Annotated in this window: 19 protein-coding genes; 7 read left to right on the top strand and 12 right to left on the bottom strand. The window is 35.2% G+C overall.

Annotation, left to right across the window (positions count from 1 at the left end):
- Positions 1-3 precede the first annotated feature (3 nt).
- The 6 genes from AAC084_RS00225 (at position 4) to AAC084_RS00200 (ending at position 6,540) form a co-directional block, all read left to right on the top strand.
- Positions 4-2,349 (top strand): transglycosylase domain-containing protein, encoded by a 2,346-nt coding sequence (locus AAC084_RS00225; RefSeq protein WP_339835318.1) that lies wholly within the window; start codon positions 4-6, stop codon positions 2,347-2,349.
- A gap of 106 nt (positions 2,350-2,455) precedes the next feature.
- The gene (locus AAC084_RS00220) at positions 2,456-3,154 is read left to right on the top strand and encodes a CoA transferase subunit A (protein WP_339835316.1); all 699 of its coding nucleotides are present in this window, start codon (positions 2,456-2,458) and stop codon (positions 3,152-3,154) included.
- 4 nt (positions 3,155-3,158) lie between these two features.
- Complete coding sequence (locus AAC084_RS00215; protein WP_339835313.1) at positions 3,159-3,812, top strand: CoA transferase subunit B; 654 nt, start codon at positions 3,159-3,161, stop codon at positions 3,810-3,812.
- A gap of 522 nt (positions 3,813-4,334) precedes the next feature.
- On the top strand, positions 4,335-4,700 hold the full coding sequence (locus AAC084_RS00210; protein ID WP_339835310.1) for a hypothetical protein: 366 nt from the start codon (positions 4,335-4,337) through the stop codon (positions 4,698-4,700).
- A gap of 150 nt (positions 4,701-4,850) precedes the next feature.
- Positions 4,851-5,375 (top strand): GNAT family N-acetyltransferase, encoded by a 525-nt coding sequence (locus AAC084_RS00205; protein WP_339835308.1) that lies wholly within the window; start codon positions 4,851-4,853, stop codon positions 5,373-5,375.
- Positions 5,376-5,391: 16 nt separating this feature from the next.
- On the top strand, positions 5,392-6,540 hold the full coding sequence (locus tag AAC084_RS00200; RefSeq protein ID WP_339835305.1) for a serine hydrolase: 1,149 nt from the start codon (positions 5,392-5,394) through the stop codon (positions 6,538-6,540).
- Positions 6,541-6,550: 10 nt separating this feature from the next.
- On the opposite strand, the gene AAC084_RS00195 is transcribed toward AAC084_RS00200, so the two are convergent.
- From AAC084_RS00195 to AAC084_RS00150, 10 genes are all read right to left on the bottom strand, one after another.
- The gene (locus tag AAC084_RS00195) at positions 6,551-7,708 is read right to left on the bottom strand and encodes a methionine aminotransferase (RefSeq protein ID WP_339835303.1); all 1,158 of its coding nucleotides are present in this window, start codon (positions 7,706-7,708) and stop codon (positions 6,551-6,553) included.
- 88 nt (positions 7,709-7,796) lie between these two features.
- Positions 7,797-8,342: a type 1 glutamine amidotransferase domain-containing protein gene (locus AAC084_RS00190; RefSeq protein WP_339835300.1), complete on the bottom strand. Its 546-nt coding sequence runs from the start codon at positions 8,340-8,342 to the stop codon at positions 7,797-7,799.
- Between the two features lie 130 nt (positions 8,343-8,472).
- Entirely contained in the window at positions 8,473-8,955 is a 483-nt protein-coding gene (locus AAC084_RS00185; protein ID WP_339835298.1) for a very short patch repair endonuclease, read from the bottom strand.
- 65 nt (positions 8,956-9,020) lie between these two features.
- A complete protein-coding gene (locus tag AAC084_RS00180) occupies positions 9,021-9,767 on the bottom strand; it encodes a succinate dehydrogenase/fumarate reductase iron-sulfur subunit (RefSeq protein WP_339835296.1) in 747 nt (248 codons plus the stop codon).
- 65 nt (positions 9,768-9,832) lie between these two features.
- Positions 9,833-11,848 (bottom strand): fumarate reductase/succinate dehydrogenase flavoprotein subunit, encoded by a 2,016-nt coding sequence (locus tag AAC084_RS00175; protein WP_339835294.1) that lies wholly within the window; start codon positions 11,846-11,848, stop codon positions 9,833-9,835.
- Between the two features lie 12 nt (positions 11,849-11,860).
- Positions 11,861-12,538, bottom strand: a complete 678-nt coding sequence (locus AAC084_RS00170) for a succinate dehydrogenase cytochrome b subunit (RefSeq protein ID WP_339835291.1) — start codon at positions 12,536-12,538, stop codon at positions 11,861-11,863.
- A gap of 163 nt (positions 12,539-12,701) precedes the next feature.
- Positions 12,702-13,136, bottom strand: coding sequence for a hypothetical protein (locus tag AAC084_RS00165; protein ID WP_339835288.1), 435 nt, complete (start codon positions 13,134-13,136; stop codon positions 12,702-12,704).
- A complete protein-coding gene (locus tag AAC084_RS00160) occupies positions 13,133-13,522 on the bottom strand; it encodes a DUF2721 domain-containing protein (protein WP_339835286.1) in 390 nt (129 codons plus the stop codon). The genes AAC084_RS00165 and AAC084_RS00160 overlap by 4 nt, the downstream gene beginning before the upstream one ends.
- A gap of 15 nt (positions 13,523-13,537) precedes the next feature.
- Positions 13,538-13,876, bottom strand: coding sequence for a cupin domain-containing protein (locus AAC084_RS00155; protein WP_339835284.1), 339 nt, complete (start codon positions 13,874-13,876; stop codon positions 13,538-13,540).
- A gap of 5 nt (positions 13,877-13,881) precedes the next feature.
- A complete protein-coding gene (locus AAC084_RS00150) occupies positions 13,882-16,728 on the bottom strand; it encodes a glycosyl hydrolase (protein ID WP_339835282.1) in 2,847 nt (948 codons plus the stop codon).
- Positions 16,729-16,912: 184 nt separating this feature from the next.
- Here AAC084_RS00150 and AAC084_RS00145 point away from each other — a divergent pair, with 184 nt between their 5' ends.
- Positions 16,913-17,197: a hypothetical protein gene (locus AAC084_RS00145; protein WP_339835279.1), complete on the top strand. Its 285-nt coding sequence runs from the start codon at positions 16,913-16,915 to the stop codon at positions 17,195-17,197.
- 51 nt (positions 17,198-17,248) lie between these two features.
- On the opposite strand, the gene AAC084_RS00140 is transcribed toward AAC084_RS00145, so the two are convergent.
- Together AAC084_RS00140 and AAC084_RS00135 are read right to left on the bottom strand one after the other, a co-directional pair.
- On the bottom strand, positions 17,249-19,006 hold the full coding sequence (locus AAC084_RS00140; protein ID WP_339835276.1) for a M28 family peptidase: 1,758 nt from the start codon (positions 19,004-19,006) through the stop codon (positions 17,249-17,251).
- Positions 18,994-20,445, bottom strand: a complete 1,452-nt coding sequence (locus tag AAC084_RS00135) for a M20/M25/M40 family metallo-hydrolase (RefSeq protein ID WP_339835273.1) — start codon at positions 20,443-20,445, stop codon at positions 18,994-18,996. The genes AAC084_RS00140 and AAC084_RS00135 overlap by 13 nt, the downstream gene beginning before the upstream one ends.
- Between the last annotated feature and the right edge of the window lie 119 nt (positions 20,446-20,564).

The raw sequence follows: 20,564 nt of genomic DNA, 5'->3' as shown, positions 1-20,564 counted from the left end.
ATTATGGCAAAAGCGGAAAAGAAGAGTACAACCAACAATTTCTCCAAATTCATTAAATGGTTTTGGATATTATTCTTGTCAGGTATTGCCGTAGTGGCTTTGATATTTTTATCGGCCTCTTGGGGTTTGTTCGGAGAATTACCTCCTTATGAATATTTAGAGAATCCACAGACTAATTTAGCATCTCAGATTATTTCCTCAGATGGTAAACTGTTGGGTAAATTCTATTTGGATGATAACCGGACCGACGTAAAATTCGAAGATTTACCTGAAAATTTGGTGAATACGCTTATCGCAAGCGAAGACATTCGTTTTATGGATCATTCTGGCATTGATGCTAGAGGAACTTTAAGGGCATTTGCTTATTTGGGTAGTAAAGGTGGCGCAAGTACCATATCGCAACAATTGGCGAGGCAATTATTTGTTGGTGTTCGTTCTAGAAGTAAGTTCGATGCTATAAAACAAAAAATAAAGGAGTGGGTATTGGCCATTCGATTAGAGCGTAGTTATACCAAAGAAGAGATTATAAGTATGTATTTAAATATTTATGATTTTGGAAATAATGCTGATGGTATACGTTCTGCTGCCCGCATTTATTTTGGCAAAGAACCTAAAGATTTAAAAGTCGAAGAATCTGCTATGTTAATTGGTATGTTGCAGAATTCTTCATTATTCAACCCATTAAGACGAGAAGAACTTACACTTAACAAAAGAAATGTTGTGTTGGGGCAAATGGCGAAATATGACTACATCACAGAAGTGGAAAAAGATTCCCTTCAATCCATGAAAATGGATATTAACTATAATCCAGAAAGTCATAGTGTTGGTTTGGCTACCTATTTTAGAATGTATTTACATCGCTTTATGAAGGATTGGATTAATAAAAATCCGAAGCCAGCCATTGGTGATGAGTCGGATCGTTATAATTTGTATTTAGACGGATTAAAGATTTACACGACTATAGATTCAAAAATGCAGGCCAATGCTGAGGAATCTGTCAATGAACATATGACGAAGTTGCAGGCTGAATTTTTTCATCAGAATACTCCAGATAGAAACCCAACTGCACCATTTTTAGATATTACTCCAGAAGAGACCAATGGTATTATGGAGCGTGCTATGAAAACTTCAGAGAGATGGCGAATTATGAAAGATGCCGGTAAATCTGAAAAAGAAATACGGGAATCTTTTACTAAAAAGACTGAAATGACGGTATTTGATTGGAAAAGCCCAATTAAAGAAAAGGATACTATTCTTACGCCAATGGATTCCATTCGTTATTATAAAGCATTTTTAAGAACGGCAATGATGTCTATGGAGCCACAAACAGGTCATGTGAAAGCATGGGTTGGTGGTATAAATTATAGGCATTTTCAATACGATAACGTTATACAAGGAGCTAGGCAAGCTGGGTCTACTTTTAAACCATTTGTTTATGCAGCTGCCATTGATCAATTACGCTTGTCACCTTGTGAAACACGTCCAGATACACAATACTGTATAGAAGCGGGCAAACATGGTAATTTAGAGCCATGGTGTCCTAAGAATTCTAATGGTAAATATTCAGGAAACAGTTATACGTTAAAAAGGGCTTTAGCGAATTCGGTTAATTCGGTAACCGCACAGTTGATAGATGAGGTCGGACCAAAATCAGTGGTTAATATGGTGAAGAACTTGGGACTTGATCGTGAAATTTTAGAGGTACCCGCAATTGCTTTAGGTACTCCCGAATTTAGTGTTTATGAAATGGTAGGTGCCTATGGTACGTTTGCCAACCAAGGTGTTTATGTAAAACCTGTTATGGTTACGCGAATTGAAAATAAAGACGGTACGGTTCTTTACGAGTATGTACCTGAGACAAAAGATGTATTGAGTAAAGATGTGTCTTATGCCATGGTCGATTTAATGAAAGGGGTAACACAAGGTGGTTCAGGTACGCGATTACGTACTACTGGCGCTAATAAATGGAGAAAGGAATATGATGAAATTATTACTGGATATCCTTATGCGTTAACTAATCCAATTGCTGGAAAGACAGGTACAACCCAAAATAATAGTGATGGTTGGTTTATGGGTATGGTACCTAATTTAGTTACTGGCGTTTGGGTTGGTGGTGAAGATAGATCAATCCATTTTAAAAGTATTATCTATGGTCAAGGTGCTTCTATGGCATTGCCTATTTGGGGGCTTTATATGACAAAGAATTATGCTGATGAAGAATTAGGTATTTCAAAAGAAGATTTTGAAAAACCAGAAAACATGTCTATCGAAATAGATTGTGATAAATTCGCGGCCGGTATTAAGAAAGACAGTGATATCGAAGATGATTTAGATGATTTAGATTTTTAGTTTAAAATTTTAATAAATAAAAAAAGGTCTTGGTTTATACCAAGACCTTTTTTTATTTAATCCCATTTATAATCGGTATTTTAGTAACAAGATAATTTAATAAAAAATGATACGTAAAACAGTAGCAAGCGTAACGGATGCATTAGTCGGAGTAAAGGATGGAATGACTTTTATGCTAGGAGGGTTCGGTCTTTGTGGCATACCTGAGAATGCCATAAGCGAATTAGTAAGATTAGGGGTGAATGATATTACTTGTATTTCTAATAATGCGGGGGTAGATGATTTTGGCTTGGGATTATTGTTGCAGAAACATCAAATTAAAAAAATGGTGTCTTCATATGTTGGGGAGAATGATGAATTTGAGCGGCAAATGCTTAGTGGCGAATTAGAGGTAGAATTGACACCGCAGGGTACACTTGCCGAAAAATGTAGAGCAGCACAAGCTGGTTTTCCTGCTTTTTTTACTCCTGCAGGCTATGGAACAGAAGTAGCTGAAGGAAAAGAAGTAAGGGAATTTAATGGTAAGATGTATATTTTAGAAGAAGCTTTCCAGGCAGATTATGCATTTGTAAAAGCATGGAAAGGAGATGCAGCCGGTAATTTAATATTTAAAGGTACCGCGCGTAATTTTAATCCATGTATGTGTGGTGCCGCTAAAATTACCGTAGCTGAGGTCGAAGAATTGGTGCCTGAAGGAGAATTAGACCCTAATCAAATACATGTTCCAGGAATTTTCGTGCAACGAATTTTTCAAGGAAAAGATTACGAGAAGAGAATAGAACAAAGAACGGTACGTCAAAAATAAGAACATGTTAGACAAAAACGGAATTGCAAAAAGAATTGCACAAGAAGTGGAAGATGGCTATTATGTAAACCTTGGAATCGGTATTCCAACTTTGGTAGCAAATTATGTACGCGATGATATTAATGTTGAATTTCAAAGTGAAAATGGAATTCTAGGAATGGGACCTTTTCCTTTCGATGGAGAAGAAGATGCAGATTTAATCAATGCTGGCAAACAGACTATTACGGCATTACCAGGGGCTTCATATTTTGATTCTGCAACTAGTTTTGCAATGATAAGGGGTAAACATGTAGACCTTACCATATTGGGCGCCATGGAGGTTGCTGAGAACGGCGATATTGCCAATTGGAAAATACCAGGCAAAATGGTTAAAGGTATGGGTGGTGCAATGGATCTTGTTGCTTCTGCCGAAAATATAATCGTTGCAATGATGCATACAAATAGGGCAGGTGAGTCAAAACTGTTAAAGAAATGCAGTTTGCCATTAACTGGTGTTGGTTGTGTTAAAAAAATCGTAACAAATTTGGCGGTGCTAGAAGTTACCGACAAAGGCTTTTTGTTAATAGAAAGGGCTCCAGGGGTAACGGTAAATGAGATTATTGAAGCTACTGAAGGTGCTTTAATTGTAAATGGTGAAATACCTGAAATGAATATTTAAAGAATTTCATTTTATCGATGAAATGAATATTTCTTTTTTTCACAACATCTAGAATAGACTACACAACAATTATTTTATAAATTAAGAGGTATGTGCATATCTTTAGGATGTATTATTACCCAATAACTATTAATTACTTAACCGAAATGAATTCTCAATTTAACCACATTGCAGCTGAAGAAAAAGTTCAAGTGTATCGTAATGATTTTTTCAGCGGATTTTTAAGACTTACTAAAAAGTTGTTTATGTTATAAATAACTTTTAGACGATTAAAAAGAGCGACTTTATAAGTCGCTCTTTTTTTTTGCTTTTTTTTGAGATATTTTCTTTTGAAATTAACCTTTTACAAAGTTTATTATTTACAATTACGATTTAATTAAGGTGTTTTAATGAACAACATTACGTAATACACAACAAGTATATTATGTTTTACCACAAATATTAAATTGTAAGAAAAAGACTACATATATTTGAAGTGTAATAAAAAGTGTTTCCCAAATCGCTTTAAAAACTTAACCTAAAATGAAGTGCTTATTAAAATGTCTGTTATTATTGGTACTGGTTACCTCATGTTCAAAAATTGAAGAGAATCATGACCCAATCATTGGAATTTGGAAACATACGGTGAAAACCGCTACTAATACCAATAAAATGGTCATAGATAATGAAGAGTGGATATTTAATGACGTCTATCTAGGCCGTTTTCACGGTTACAAAAACGGTGAAGTAGTTTATTTGACAGATTTTAAATGGAGCGTTAATGACAATATTTATATAGTCAGTTATCCAGGTACTGATTTCCCAGACGAGTTTATTGAAATGAAAGAAACGGAAGACGGTATGCTACTGATGAGAACAGAAGGTAAAATATTCGCCCAAAAACAATAGTAAAAAGTTCGCAATTGAAAAATGCCCACTATCAATAGCATTGCTATTAAACAGTAGTGTTAAAAACGGTTAACATACCAAATCAACCTTTTTTATATTATTTCCCCCATCAGGAGCAAAGAAATTTGCTCCTTTTTTTATTTTAGCGGTATGGAACTTTCTTATAAGCCTTGCTCGTTTAATGACCTCAGTCAATTAATGCTAATTTCAAGAAAAACTTTTGTTGAAGCTTTTGAAAATGATAATGACCCTTTAGATTTTAAAAATTATATAGATAGGGCATTTTCTAATGATACTTTGGCGATAGAATTACAAAATACAGAAAGCCATTTTTACTTTGTTTATCATGAGCAAACCTTGGTAGCCTATTTTAAATTAAACGAAGGTAACGCTCAAACAGATGGTAAATTAGTAGATAGTATAGAGCTTGAACGTATTTATGTGATAGCGAGTTATCAAGGTAAGCGCCTAGGGGAAGAAATTCTAAATCAAATTAAACATATTGCATTACAGCGTAAGAAAAACTCACTTTGGTTGGGTGTATGGGAACATAACCAACGTGCTATTAAATTCTACCAGCGCAACGCATTTAAAAAGTTTGGGACACACCCATATTTTATTGGAAACGATGAACAAACTGATTGGTTAATGCGTTTCGATTTAAGTACCTTGTAATCTCAAACAACGATCCATGAAATTAAAATATTTTATCCTATTTATATTTATAGGTTTATTGAACGTTAATGCACAAGATTATTACTTTCCAAAAGCAAATGCCGAATGGGAGCAAAAATCTCCTCAATCTTTTAAAATCAAAGAAACTCAATTAAATAATGCAATCACTTTTGCAGAGGCGAATGAATATTCTGGTTCTCGAGATTTAAGAATTGCAATTTTGAAAGGCTTTGAAAAGGAACCGTTTCATCAGATTTTAGGTCCCACAAAGAAAAGAGGTGGTCCGGCAGGTATGATTCTTAAAAACGGATATGTGGTTGCACAATGGGGTGATACCAAAAGAGTAGATATGACCTTCAGTGTAACCAAAAGTTTTTTGAGCACGATGGCGGGCCTAGCCGAAGATGAAGGAGTTATTTCTAACACCAATGATATTGTCGGAAATTATATATGGGATGGGACTTTCGATGGAAAACATAATTCAAAAATTACATGGGAGCACTTATTACAACAAAATTCTGCATGGTCTGGTGAATTATGGGGTGGTAAAGATTGGGCCGATAGACCACCAAATAAAGGTGATATAGACGATTGGAAGTTCGCTGAGCCAAAGGAACCTGGTACAGTTATGGAATATAATGACATTCGCGTAAATGTTTTGGCATATTCACTTACTCATGTGTGGCGGAAACCTATGCCAATGGTTCTTAAAGAGAAAATAATGGATAAAATAGGCGCTTCATCTTCTTGGCGTTGGTTTGGTTATGACAATTCATGGACAGAAATTGATGGGTTACAAATGAAGTCGGTTACAGGTGGAGGACACTCTGGTGCCGGAATGTTCATTAATGCAGAAGATATGGCTCGTTTTGGATTACTTTTCTTAAATAACGGAAAATGGCAGGATAGCCAGATTATTTCAGAATCATGGATTAAAAAAGCCACTACACCTTCCATACCAAACCCTAATTACGGATATATGTGGTGGTTGAATAAAAAAGGAGACCGCCATTGGGAAGGACTTTCTGAAAATATTTTCTATGCCGCTGGCTTTGGTGGTAATTTTATAGTAATTGATAAAGAAAATGATGTAGTCGTTGTTACTCGTTGGTTAGAGCCAAGTAAAATTGGCGAATTTATGACGAAAGTAAATGCGGCTTTTTAATAAGATTAAATTATAATCTGCAAAGAATTTCAATCGCTTTTTCTAAAGTTTCCTGCTTTTTGGCAAAGCAGAATCGTAGCTTATAATCATTTCTATTATTTAGATTAAAAGAAGATATGGGTATGGATGCAATTTTGTGCTCTGTTATTAAGCGTTTGCCTATAATTTCATCATCTTCATTTGATAAGGCAGTATAATCTAGTAATTGAAAATAAGTGCCTTGTGATGGTTTGAAAGTAAATTTGGATGATTTTATTCCTTGTAAAAATAAATCTCGCTTTTTTTGGTAAAAATTGTTCAAATCTAGATAATGAGAGGCATTTTTTAAATATGAAGCTAATGCCCGTTGTACGGGATGGTCTGCACAAAAAACTGCAAACTGATGCACTTTTCTAAATTCTGCCATTAAAGCTGCTGGCGCTGCACAATAACCCATTTTCCATCCGGTAACGTGAAATGTTTTTCCGAAAGATGCACAAACAAAACTTCGTTCTGCCAAATCTTTAAATTGTGATGCGCTATGGTGCGTTTGAGAATCAAAGATGATATGTTCATATACTTCATCACTTAATAAAATGATATTTGTAGGCTTAAGAATGTCTTGAAGCTTTTCCATATCTTTTTTCGATAAAATTGTTCCACTTGGGTTATGAGGTGTATTAATAATAACCATCTTCGTTTTAGGGGTTATCTTCGTTTTAAATACTTCCCAATCAACTTTATAATCTGGTGTATCTAATTGAATAAGTACTGGGTTGCCTCCATTTAAGATGATAGCGGGCTCGTAACAATCATACGCTGGTTTTATAACAATTACCTCATCGCCTAAGCCAATAAAGGCTGTAATAGCCGTAAAAATTGCTTGAGTAGCTCCAACTGTAATTGTAATTTCACTTTCTGGATTATAATGATGGTTATGCAGCGATTCTATTTTTTCGGAAATAACTTCTCGTAGACCATAATAACCGGGCATAGGTGCATATTGGTTATGACCTTCATGCATTGCTTTTGTAACCAAGGATAAAAGCTCTCGGTCAGCTTCAAAATTGGGAAAGCCCTGTGACAAGTCTATGGCATTGTGTTCTCTTGCAAGATTACCAACGGTTGTAAAAATTGTTGTTTTTATATCTGGTAGTTTTGATTTTATAGTTAGTTGGGTATAGTCCATAATAGTAAATGTAAGAATTTTGAGAATGGACATTAAAAAAGCCCATCCGAAAGGTTGGGCTTTTTTAATGTACTAATTCAAGTGTAAATTATGCATGCTGCATTTCATGTTTTCCTTCTTTGATCTCCTCAATTAATTTGGAATTGAATGCTGGTAAATCATCTGGATTTCTACTGGTTACAAGCCCTTGGTCTACTACGACTTCTTCATCTACCCAATTTGCTCCTGCATTTATTAAGTCATCTTTTATAGATTTAAAAGATGTCATTTTTCTTCCTTTTACTACACCTGCACTAATTAATGTCCACGGTGCATGGCAAATTGCTGCTACTGGTTTTTTCATTTTAAAGAAATCTCGAACGAAATTGAGTGCAGACTCTTCTCTTCTTAACAAATCTGGATTAATGACTCCGCCTGGTAATACTAAGGCATTGTATTCCTCGGCTTTTACTTCATCCAAAGTCTTATCAACTTTATAATTATTAGACCAATTACCATCTGCCCAGCTTTTTATATCTCCTTTTTTCAAACTTACTATCTCTACATTAAAGCCTTCTTTTTCCATGGCTTCTTTTGGGGATTTTAATTCACTTTCTTCAAATCCATTAGTAGCTAATATTGCTATCCTCTTCATATATTTAGTTTTTAGGGTTAATAATTTTGTTTGAAACTAAATTACATATCATAGAAACCTAATTTCGTTAAAGGCCTATTAAATAAGGGCTGTCAAGGGTTAAAAATTTATTAAATGAACTTTAAAAATTTCATTTTGTGCTCATTTGCACAGTATTTAGGTGGGTAATGGTTTGTTGTAGACAAGTATCTAAATTCTTTTTAATTTCCGTTTCCCAAAACCTAAAGACGGTAAATCCTTTTCTTGTTAACTCAGTATTTACTTCTTTATCTCTTTGAATATTTCTTTCAATTTTAGCTATCCAAAATACTCTGTTGGTTTTTACTTTAGGTTTTCGTTCTTTCCAATTTTTTCCATGCCAATATTCACCATCTATAAATATGACGGTTTTATACTTTGGAAGCGCTATATCTGGCTTGCCGATTAACTTTTTATAATCAATTCGATAACGATAACCTTCCGCATATAAAGCTTTACGAAAGGCTAATTCTGGTTTGGTATTTTTACCTCGTATTTTGCTCATTATTTTAGAGCGTTGTGGTGTGGTATAAAAACCGGACTCTTCATTAAAACGCGGTACTTTTATTCGTTTTACTTTGTAATCTTCGGACATGTATTAAAAATAAAAAATCCCAAGCCTTACAGCATGGGATTTTCAATATTTATTATAAATGGAATTTAACCTTTAACGTTAGCGCTTAAAAATTCGCGGTTCATTCTTGCGATATTTTCTAATGAAATTCCTTTCGGACATTCAACTTCACAAGCACCAGTGTTTGTGCAATTTCCAAATCCTTCCAAATCCATTTGAGCAACCATATTTTGAACACGGTCTACAGCTTCAATTTGGCCTTGTGGTAATAATGCGTATTGAGATACTTTCGCACCTACAAACAGCATAGCAGAAGCGTTTTTACAGCTCGCTACACAAGCACCACAACCAATACATGTTGCAGAATCCATCGCTTCATCAGCAGCATGTTTAGAAATAGGGATATTATTAGCATCTTGAGTATTACCTGAGGTATTCACAGAAATATAACCACCAGCATGCTGTATACGATCAAAAGAACTTCTGTCAACTACTAAATCTTTTAGTACAGGAAAAGCTTTTGCTCTAAATGGTTCAATAGTAATAGTATCGCCGTCTTTGAACATACGCATATGCAATTGACAAGTCGTAACACCTCTATCTGGGCCATGAGCTTCACCGTTTATAAACATAGAGCACATGCCACAAATTCCTTCACGACAATCATGGTCAAAAGCCACTGGTTCTTCACCTTTGTTAATTAATTGCTCGTTTAGAACATCCATCATTTCTAGGAAAGACATGTGTTCAGATATCTCTGTCACTTTATAATCGACCATTTTACCCTTAGATTGGGCATTTTGTTGTCTCCAAATTTTTAATGTCAGATTCATATTTTAAGTATTGAGTAATGAGTATTATTGAATGATGTAAATCATGTGTAATAGCTCAATACTATTTATTTATAACTTCTTTGTTTTAATTCGATTTCGTTGAACTCTAGTTGCTCTTTATGTAAAACGGCATCACTAGGTTCCCCTTTGTATTCCCAAGCAGAAACAAAAGCAAAATCTTTATCATTACGTTTTGCTTCTCCTTTTTGTTCGCCGTCAAGTTCAACAGACTCTTCTCTAAAATGTCCTCCACAAGATTCATCTCTTTCAAGTGCATCCTTTGCAAATAACTCTCCCAATTCTAAAAAGTCAGCTACACGACCAGCTTTTTCAAGCTCAGCATTTAGTTCGTTCGCAGTTCCAGGAACACTTACATTCTTATAGAAATCTTCACGTAAAGCTTTAATCTCTACAATAGCTTCTTTTAAACCTTCTGCATTACGAGACATACCACATTTGTCCCACATGATTTTACCTAATTTTTTATGGTAATAATCAACAGAGTGTGAACCCTTATTGGTAATAAAGAAATCAATTTTATCAGTTACAGATTTTTCAGCTTCATCGAACTCAGGAGTGTTAGTTGGAATTTTTCCTGTTCTAATTTCATGAGATAAGTAATCACCAATTGTGTAAGGCAATACGAAGTATCCATCCGCTAAACCTTGCATTAAAGCAGATGCTCCTAGTCTGTTTGCACCGTGATCAGAGAAGTTTGCTTCACCAATACAGTATAAACCTTCAACAGTGGTCATTAAATTATAATCGACCCAGACACCACCCATTGTATAATGTACCGCAGGATAAATCATCATTGGGGTTTTGTATGGATCTTGATCTACGATTTTCTCGTACATTTGAAAAAGGTTTCCGTATTTAGCTTTTACGATGGCGGCACCTAATTCGTATAGTTTTGCAGCTGAGGCATTTTCAATATTATGAATTTTTGCTTGCTCGACACCATAGCGTTGTATTGCAGATGCAAAATCTAAATACACAGCTTCACCAGTTGCATTTACTCCGTAACCAGCATCACAACGCTCTTTAGCAGCTCTTGAAGCTACATCACGTGGAACTAAGTTACCAAACGCTGGATAACGACGTTCTAAGTAATAATCTCTTTCATCTTCAGACAGATCGGTCGGCTTTTTCTTTCCTTCACGAATTGCCATTACATCGTCCATATTCTTAGGAACCCAAATACGGCCATCATTACGTAACGACTCAGACATCAACGTAAGTTTAGACTGATAATCACCTGAACGTGGAATACACGTTGGGTGAATTTGAGTATAACAAGGGTTTGCGAAAAACGCTCCTTTTTTGTGAATTTTCCAAGCTGCAGTTGCGTTAGAGCCCATTGCATTAGTTGATAGGAAATAAACATTTCCGTATCCACCAGAAGCAATAACGACAGCATGGGCAGAATGACGCTCAATTTCACCTGTTACCAGGTCTCGTGCGATGATTCCTCTTGCTTGACCATTTACTTTAACAACGTCTAACATTTCATGACGATTGTACGGGGTAATTTTACCACGTGCAATTTGTCTGTTCATTGCTGAATATGCGCCTAGTAAAAGTTGTTGTCCTGTTTGTCCTTTTGCGTAAAAAGTACGAGAAACTAATACACCACCGAATGAACGATTATCTAATAGGCCGCCATAATCACGTGCAAATGGTACACCTTGGGCAACACATTGGTCAATTATATTTGAAGAAACTTCTGCTAATCTATATACGTTAGCTTCTCTAGAGCGGTAATCACCACCTTTTACCGTATCGTAAAATAAACGATAGGTAGAGTCACCATCACCTTGATAGTTTTTAGCAGCATTGATACCACCTTGTGCTGCAATGGAGTGCGCTCTTCTTGGAGAATCTTGGTAACAAAACGTTTTAACGTTATATCCCAATTCTGCCAAGGTAGCCGCAGCTGAACCACCTGCTAATCCTGTTCCAACTACGATAACGTCAATGTTTCGTTTATTGGCAGGGTTAACCAAATCAATATGGTTCTTATAATCGGTCCACTTCGTTTTCAATGGACCTTTAGGTACTTTTGAGTCTAATACAGACATAAGTAAAAGGTATTAATGATTAAAATGATGATAAATGGCGATGAAAATAAAACCTAATGGAATTATAATAGCATATGCCTTACCAAAAGTTTGAAGCTTTTTCTTTCTCATAGAGGATACGCCAGCTGACTGAAAAGCAGAACTAAATCCGTGCATAAGGTGTAATGATAAAAACACAAAGGCTAGTACATAAGCTGCTACTCTAATCGGGTTCACAAATTTATGTGTCAATTCTTCGTAGTAGCGAAAACCTTCACCATCTCCCAACAATCCAGACATATCGCCTTGAATATATTTGGTATTGATTTCTGGTAACCAGAAATCAATAAAATGCAGCACTAAAAAGGCCAAAATTGCCAATCCGCTGTAAATCATGTTTCTACTCATCCAGCTAGAATTAGCTGAACCATTGTTTTTAGCGTAGTTCACTGCTCTAGCATTTCTATTTTTAATTTCAAGAATGAAACCCATCACGAAGTGATAAATAACTCCAAAAATTAAAACAGGTTGCAATAGGTATTGTACGGCCCAAAAAGTACCCATAAAATGCGAAGTTTCATTGAACGCATCTGGACTGAAAACCGATAAAATATTAATTGCAAAATGCTGAAGTAGAAAAAACATTAAAAAGAAAGCAGAAAGAGCCATTGCATACTTTCTACCAATCGAAGATTTAAAAAATCCGCTCATTAGTTGTTAATTTTATACGCGAATTTACATCACACGCTAGTTATTAACAAGTTTTCAAGGGGTTTAGTATGCCTATTTAGATTCATTTTAAGAATCAATTTTATAGTGTTGAAGAATTATAAGATTAAACTACCAAAAGGATTAAAAATCTTGAACAAACAAACTAGGGTGATATTTGATTGGTTTTTAACTGTGATTTATCTATTGCCCAAAGTACGGCATCGTCTAAATCTTTAAATTGAATAATAGAGTTTTTAAAGAAAAACCATTCTAAAAGTATACTTGCCCTACTACCTGTTGTTTTACCTACAACACCGTAAAAGGCCATTTTATGTCTATTTTGATAAAACTTTAGCCAATTTGAGGGTACTACATAATAGTTGTTTATTCGATTGGCAATATAGATTATTGGAATTTCTAAGCCATATATATTTTCAGCTGCGGTAACAACTTTCGAGGCGTCTTCCCATCTAAAAAGAACACCTTTATTCATTTCTGATATAATAATTCCTTTTTTAAAAAAATAGAAGATACCAAAATCGAATTCCCTAATCTCTCTAATTTGATTAAGTAATTCAAGCTCTTTTATTTGCTTCATTTTTCCATATCCTTTAATTGAATTGATAAGGCTTTGGTGGAAAGTTGAACTTCAATTAAACTTAAAACTAAAGAAAGGATTAAAGCAAATAGACTAATGCCAAATACTATTTTGGCGATTATTACATAATTAAAAAATAAGAGTGCCATTGTAATTACCGCTAAAAGAAAGCTAAAGATAGCGGTTGCCTGCATGTTTTTAATTATAGTAAGTCTTTTGCGTAATTTTTGAACTTGCAAGCCAATAGAAGGTGATGCTGTTTCTTGATATTTATGATGTAATTGACGTATGAGCCCGGCAATTGCTAGGTAACGAGCATTATAGGCCAACATGGTTAAAGAAATTGCAGGGAAAAGTAAAGCAGGTATTCCTAAAGTTAGTTCCATATATTTTGTCAAAAATTAATCAGTGGCAATGCCAAAATAGGTCCATGAAACATCAGTGTCGAATGGATTGCGTTGGGCATGTAATTCACCAGGTTCTATCGTAATACAATTGCCAGGACTTACTTCGTACTCATTGCCTAAAATGATAAAAATTGCCTTTCCAGTTTGAATAAGAAAAACTTCATACATGGTATCATGTTTATGTAATTTTACCTCTTGACCGGGTTTAAAAATAGCCGTGCCATACATCATTAATTGAGGTATCTCATTAGTACCGATTAAGGTTCTCTTTTTAATCTCAGGATTATGACTTACTCCTAAATCTGGTAATAAGTACCAATCAACTATTTTCATGCGGATTATTCAATTTCAAAAGTCACCTGTTCCATTTTCCCGTTTCCCTTTACTTCAACAGTATATGAGCCTTTTGGCAAATAAGTGTTACCATTTTTAGCTTGATTCAATTCTGTTTTATGCTTTTTAAGGTAATTTAGTTTTCCTATTTTAGTAAAGCCCAAGTCATAGGATAAAATGTTTAATCCTTTATTCGCTATTACTTCAGTTTCACTTACGGTAATATCATCTGAAGATTTTATTTTAGCCTGGTATACTTCATCTCTGCTAGAGTAAAAAGTAATATCCAGTCCTGGTGTGCTAGCTTTTGACCATGAACTCCATGAATTTCCCCATTGTGTTGAATGTATGATATTTTCTAATGAATAGATATGTAACTCTTTTTTTAGTACTTCAGGGGTTAGTTTTTGTAGTTGAGCGATGTCAGCTTTGTAAATACTTCTGCCGTGCGTACCTACCAATAAATGCTTTTCTTCTTTCTGAATTACCAAATCATGAACGGCAACATATGGCATTCCGTTTTGAAAAGATTCCCATGTGCTTCCACTATTTAAGGAAACATATAGTCCATTGTCAGTACCTACGAACAATACATTTTCATTTTCCGAATCCTCTATAATTACATTTACTGGAGACATTGGTATGTTACTAGAAATGTTCTTCCATGTAATTCCTTTATCTTCACTTACATATATATAAGGAGTAAAATCGTCTGAACGGTAGCCATTCAAAGTTGCATAGACTCTATTTTCGTTATACTTTGATGCAACAACCCTACTTACCCATAAGTTCTGTGGTAAATTTTTAGAAATCACTTCCCAACTACCACCACCATTATCGGTGCGGTAAATAAGCCCGTCATCACTACCGGTATAAATCAATCCGAATTTAAATGGAGATTCAGAAATTGTAGCCAAGGTACCAAAAGCAACATTTCCACTTCTACCACCTTGGGTTAAATCAGCAGAAATCGTTTCCCAAGTATCGCCTTGGTTTAATGAACGATGTAATTTGTTGCTTCCCATATATAATATATCCTGATTATGGGGAGATAATAGAATAGGTGTTTGCCAATTAAATCGGTAAGGTGTTTCGCCTAATTCATGTTTAGGTTGAATATAAACTCGTTTATCATTTTCTAAATCTAACCTAAAGTAATTGCCAAATTGAAAGCCAGTGTAAACAGTATTATGATTTCTAGAATCAATTTGTACTTGCATACCGTCACCACCCAAAATCGATTTCCAAGGGTATTGTCCTGTTTGGTGCCACTCTGTACTTTCATCTGCGTTGTTCGGTCCCATCCATACACCATTATCTTGTAGGCCACCATATACATTATACGGTTTTTGGTTATCAACGGCAATTGCATAAAATTGACCTACGATTGGTGAATTGTTCTTGATCCAACTTTCACCATCATCATAACTGGTATTTACACCACCATCATTTCCATTAATTAAGTGACCTGGCGAATTAGGGTTGACCCATAAAGCGTGATGATCAGAATGAACATTGTCGCCATTTATTGACTTATAAGTTTTGCCGCCATCTTTTGAAGAAATTATTGGTACTCCAGATAAATAAATGGCATCTACATTCTTAGGGTCTATACTAATTTGGGCAAAATAATAACCGTAGCTATAGAAGAGGTCATCAATATAATCTTCATTTTGTTTTACCCATGTTTTACCACCATTATTACTGAGGTAAACCTCAGCACCAATTACAGGCGTATCGAAAAGCATAGAATTTGCATCTTCTAAATATAGGGCAAGATCGACTGGTTTTACTGCATTACTACGTACCATTTGCTTTACGTTGGCAGCACGATATTTTTCTTGAAAATTATTGGTCTTCAAAAAATCGTTCAACTCCTTATCATTTAGGTCAAGAAATTGCTCTTTTGAAAGTGATTTAAAATCATCTTTTGTTAATCCTTCTTGCTTATCTTTCTTTTCTCCGGATTTTTTTCGTCTAAATTGATTATCATGAACAGCATAAACGGTGTTAGCATCGAACACTGCTAATCCTATTCTACCAATTCCGTCGCCCGTAGGAAAACCACTTGATGGCATTGAGATTTTCAACCAAGTAGCGCCCGCATCGGTACTTTTGTAGATACCTGAACCTTCACCGTTACCGATAAAATCCCATGCCTTTCTATCTTTTTGCCATGCAGCGGCAAATTGTATATTAAAGTTGTCTGGTGCAAATGCTACGTCTATAACGCCTGTAACATCATTAATGAACAAAGTGTTTTTCCAAATTTTACCGCCATCGGTGGTTTTGTAAATACCACGTTCTTTGTTTGGAGAATATAAATGACCAGCTACACCAACGGTTACTTCATCTGCGTTTTTAGGATTTACTATGATACGACCTATATGATGTGAATCGGATAGACCCATGTTTTTCCAAGTCTCTCCTTTATCGGTAGATTTTAAAATTCCGATTCCTGCATAAGAAGAACGAGAAGCATTATTCTCTCCCGTACCGACCCAGATAGTACCACTCGGCCAGTGTACCGCAATATCACCAATGTTTTGGGTCTGGGTTTCATCCATTATAGGTGTAAAAGTTGTGCCATTATTATTGGTGTACCATAAACCACCTGAAGCATATGCAACATAATACTCTGTCGGATTGTCTTCGTTAACGGCCAAGTCTACAACACGACCACTCATTACAGACGGGCCAATATTTTTTAAAGCCAGATTTTTGACTAATGAATTAGCATCCATAGCTTTTTTGGACACTAAAGATTCTTTGATTTTTTGAGATGTTGTAGGTTGTACTTGTGCTGAACCTATGTAAATACTGGTAAATAACAGAAGGTAGAATCGTTTCATTTTTATATCATACGGTTTGTATCGTGGAAGTTAATCATAACTTTTATTCATGACAAAAAAACAAGTTTTGAAATAACGGAAATGATTTATGTCTACATTATTTAAAATAAATTTTAATATTATTTATGATAATGGTAATAATAATGTTAAATTATTGCCAAATAACCAATTAATATTTTATAATATGGAAGAGTATTTACTTTTAATTATTCAATTAATTTCTGGCGCAATAGGTGGTAATGTTGCTGGAAAATTATTACCTAAACTAAGTTTAGGAACTCTTGGGAATAGTATAACCGGAATTCTCGGCGGCGGTATAGGCGGAACTTTGCTAGGGATGCTTGGTCTAGCAACGGACGGCGGAATGGACGTTTCTGGGATTATATCTAGTTTGGCCGGCGGCGGTATCGGCGGTGGCGTAATTATGGCTATTATAGGAGCCATAAAAAACGCTATGGCAAAAACCTAATTTCTAAATAAGTTAAAATGTATCAAGGGTCCTTGAGTAAAGGACCCTTTTTTAGTCTTTAAGTTCTTTTACTAATTGTTGCTTTTTTTTCGCCAACATTTCCTGAGCTTCAATGACTTCTTTTTCTAAGTCCGAATTAGAATTCAAGACCATGTCTAATATTGAACGAAAAGATTTTGAATACCAATCTTCCCAAGCATCGAGAATAGAAATTTCATGATTTAAGTTCCCATTATTTTGTACTATTTTTTTACTGAGATTGAATTCTGCTGTTAGTCTATTATCTGCGGTTTTCTTTAATTGTCCTAATAATTCTGTTGCAGTAGATGTATCTGCATTCACCAATTCTAATCCACTGACTAAAGCTGCAGTCCCAACATTTTTTAAAGTTTCTTGTGAAACCTTATCAATACGGTCATTATCAGTATGGTAAAATTGATCTGTAAAGTGCCAAAGTAAAAGCCCGGGAATATTGGCTTTTAAGAACGGAGTGTGATCACTTCCACCTTCAAATGGGTTGGTTTCAACCTTCCAATTTGCAAATTCACCCTGTTCTCTAAAATTTAAAAAAATAAAATCGTTGAGGTAGTGCGGTTTCATGTCTTCTAATGATAAAACTTCACCGCCCCACTCGGTATGCTTATCGGCACCTCTTGTCCAAATAGCACTAGGATCTGGCATTTTTTCTATTAAAAACGAACCGCCTGTTTTAGCAGTATTTTCGCCAACCATATCTAAACTTATTCCCCATTTAATTCCCTTTGCTCGCTTAGTATCTTCTTCAATATATCTTCTGGTAGAAATTATTTCATCTCCCCATAAAAACGTCATGCTACGGTCAATGCGAATCTTTCCTTCTTTAAGTAATTTAGCTGCTGTCTTAGCCATTTCTAATTGAGCACCTACACCGGTAGCATTATCGTTTGCCCCAGGTTCTTGAATATGTGCACTAAATACCAAACGTTCATCAGGGTTTTTTGCTCCTTTTATAGTGGCAATAATAGTTAGTTCTTCAGATGGGTAACGTTTAGTTTGTATGTTTACGATAACCTCTGTCCTTCCCTTTATTAAACATGTAATTAGTTTTTCCTTTGCCTCGTAGGAAAGTGCAATTCCCCAAAACTTAGAATCATCATCTGATGGTAGACTTCTGAACTGTATGGAAGTTTTATTCTTTTCGGGTTGTAGATAGTCGGGGTTGTCATAAGAAATAATGCCAAGAGCACCTTTTTTAATAGCGAGCTTAGACAGCCGTCTTGCACCTATTTCAGTAAATACTATTTTTCCCTTTACGGAAACTGTTTCTAATTCCATAAGAGATTTTATCCAAACAACTTCAGCTTTAACACCATTTTCGGCAGTTGATGTCGAGTTCAAATAGGTCATATTTCTATTTGTTTCGGACATCAATAAAGGTTTGTCTTCACCAAAAATTTGTAATGATGCTGAAATTGGTTCCCATGTATGGTGGTCCATTGCTCGCTTTTCAATACGATAAATTAATCGGTCATCTGAGCTTGATTCCTCCTCCAACACATAGCCAGATGCTTTTAAAGTATCGGCAATGAGGTGGATGGTTTTGTCAAACCCTGTGTTACCTACCACACGCCAATAATCCTCTACAAAATCAGTGGTTTCATAGGCGAGTTGCCCTGTGATTTCAGGTCGTACCAATTCAAAATAATTAACAGGTGTGTTTTCCGATTGTTGCGAACAACCTATTAAAATAGAAAAGCAGAGCGTCATAGGAATGATACCCTGCTTCAATACTAATCTTTGAAAGGATTTTATAAATTTTATTCCTCCCATTTCCAATCGTTTCCTATAATCAGTTTTTCCTTCAAATTATTTTTTATCATAAATTCTTTAGTGGTATCACTGTCCATTTTCGTTGCAGGTAATTTATCTGCATTTGCCAATGAATATAACATCATAGTGCCAAAACGTGAAGTGTTTTTCATATGGTCTTCATTCACCAAATTAAAATCATCACAATCAGAATGATAGCAGCCGTATATAGAACGGTCTAAATTGCTATTAACAGATAATATTGGCACACCTTCTAACATAAACGGTTGGTGGTCGCTGTGTAGGCCAGACTTGTTAGAGAATGTATTTTGATAAATAGTGTCCTGTTTTTGAATGGCAGACCCTAAATCCTTAAAAAATTGCTCGTCATCTAATTTGCCACCAGCGTTCATGCCGATTGGGTTACCAGACATATCAAGATTCATCATGTATTTAATGTTTTCAATAGTCTTGTTTTCAATAGCTTGTTCTACTAAGAATTTAGAGCCTAAAAGACCTTGTTCCTCTCCCATGAACATTACGAATTTTACAGTACGTTTAGGGTGAAGATTATTTGCCTTAAATGCTCTTGCAATATCTAAAACCGCAAAAGAACCAATTCCATTATCTATTGCTCCTGTTGCTAAATCCCAAGAATCTAAATGCCCGCCAAGTACAATAATCTCTTCTGGAATCTCACTACCAGTTAAAGTGGCAACAACATTTCGTGCTTTAATGACATCACTTTTGTTAGTCATTGCTATTTTGGCAGTAGCTTTTTTAATTTTCATAGATTCTTTTAAAGCCATTCCATCTTCTTTGCCAATACAAACAGCAGGAATTGGAATTAACTCCCCCGTAACCGAAGCGGTACCTGTCAATAGCACTCCGTTATCTACTTGATTAATGATGATAATACCAATAGCACCATATTTAATAGCCAATGCTGTTTTTTCACTTCGATGTAGGTTGGTTAACCCTTCTTCGCTACCAGGTAAGATTGAAATATACGCCAAAGCGATTTTTCCTTTTACAGCTTCTGGGTTAGCAGCGTAATCAGCATCTAAACCATTACCCATATCTACAATTTCACCTGTTACCTCTGATTTAATAGGAGAATGACCTAGGGTAACAACTTTAATTGAATTATTATTTATTTCTAAGGATACGTTACCTCTTGCCCATGCTTCTACCTCAAAAGTTTGATAGGTTACATCTTCAAAACCATATTCTTTAAACTTATTGTAGGTATATTCTTCTGCCTTTTCACCATTTGATGATCCAGTTAATCTATGACCTATGGTTTCAGTGGCCTCTTTTAATGAACTATACCCTTTAGAGTTTTGGTTAATTTCAGTATCGATACGAGCAAATAGTTCAGCTTGAGATTCTTCTTTTTTGGTTTCTGAACAGGCCTGCAAACATAAGGCGACCATTAATAGGTAAGCTATTTTATTCATTGCTAATTTGTTTTTGGTTGAAGCATACAAGTTAACTATTTTGTTGGTTAAGTTGGGCGCAAGTTTATTTGTAAATTTCATAATTATACATCCTATTTTCTATTGAAACAATACATAAT

Source organism: uncultured Maribacter sp., from assembly GCF_963977385.1.
Taxonomy (GTDB): domain Bacteria; phylum Bacteroidota; class Bacteroidia; order Flavobacteriales; family Flavobacteriaceae; genus Maribacter.
This window is presented reverse-complemented; position numbering and strand designations above follow the sequence as displayed.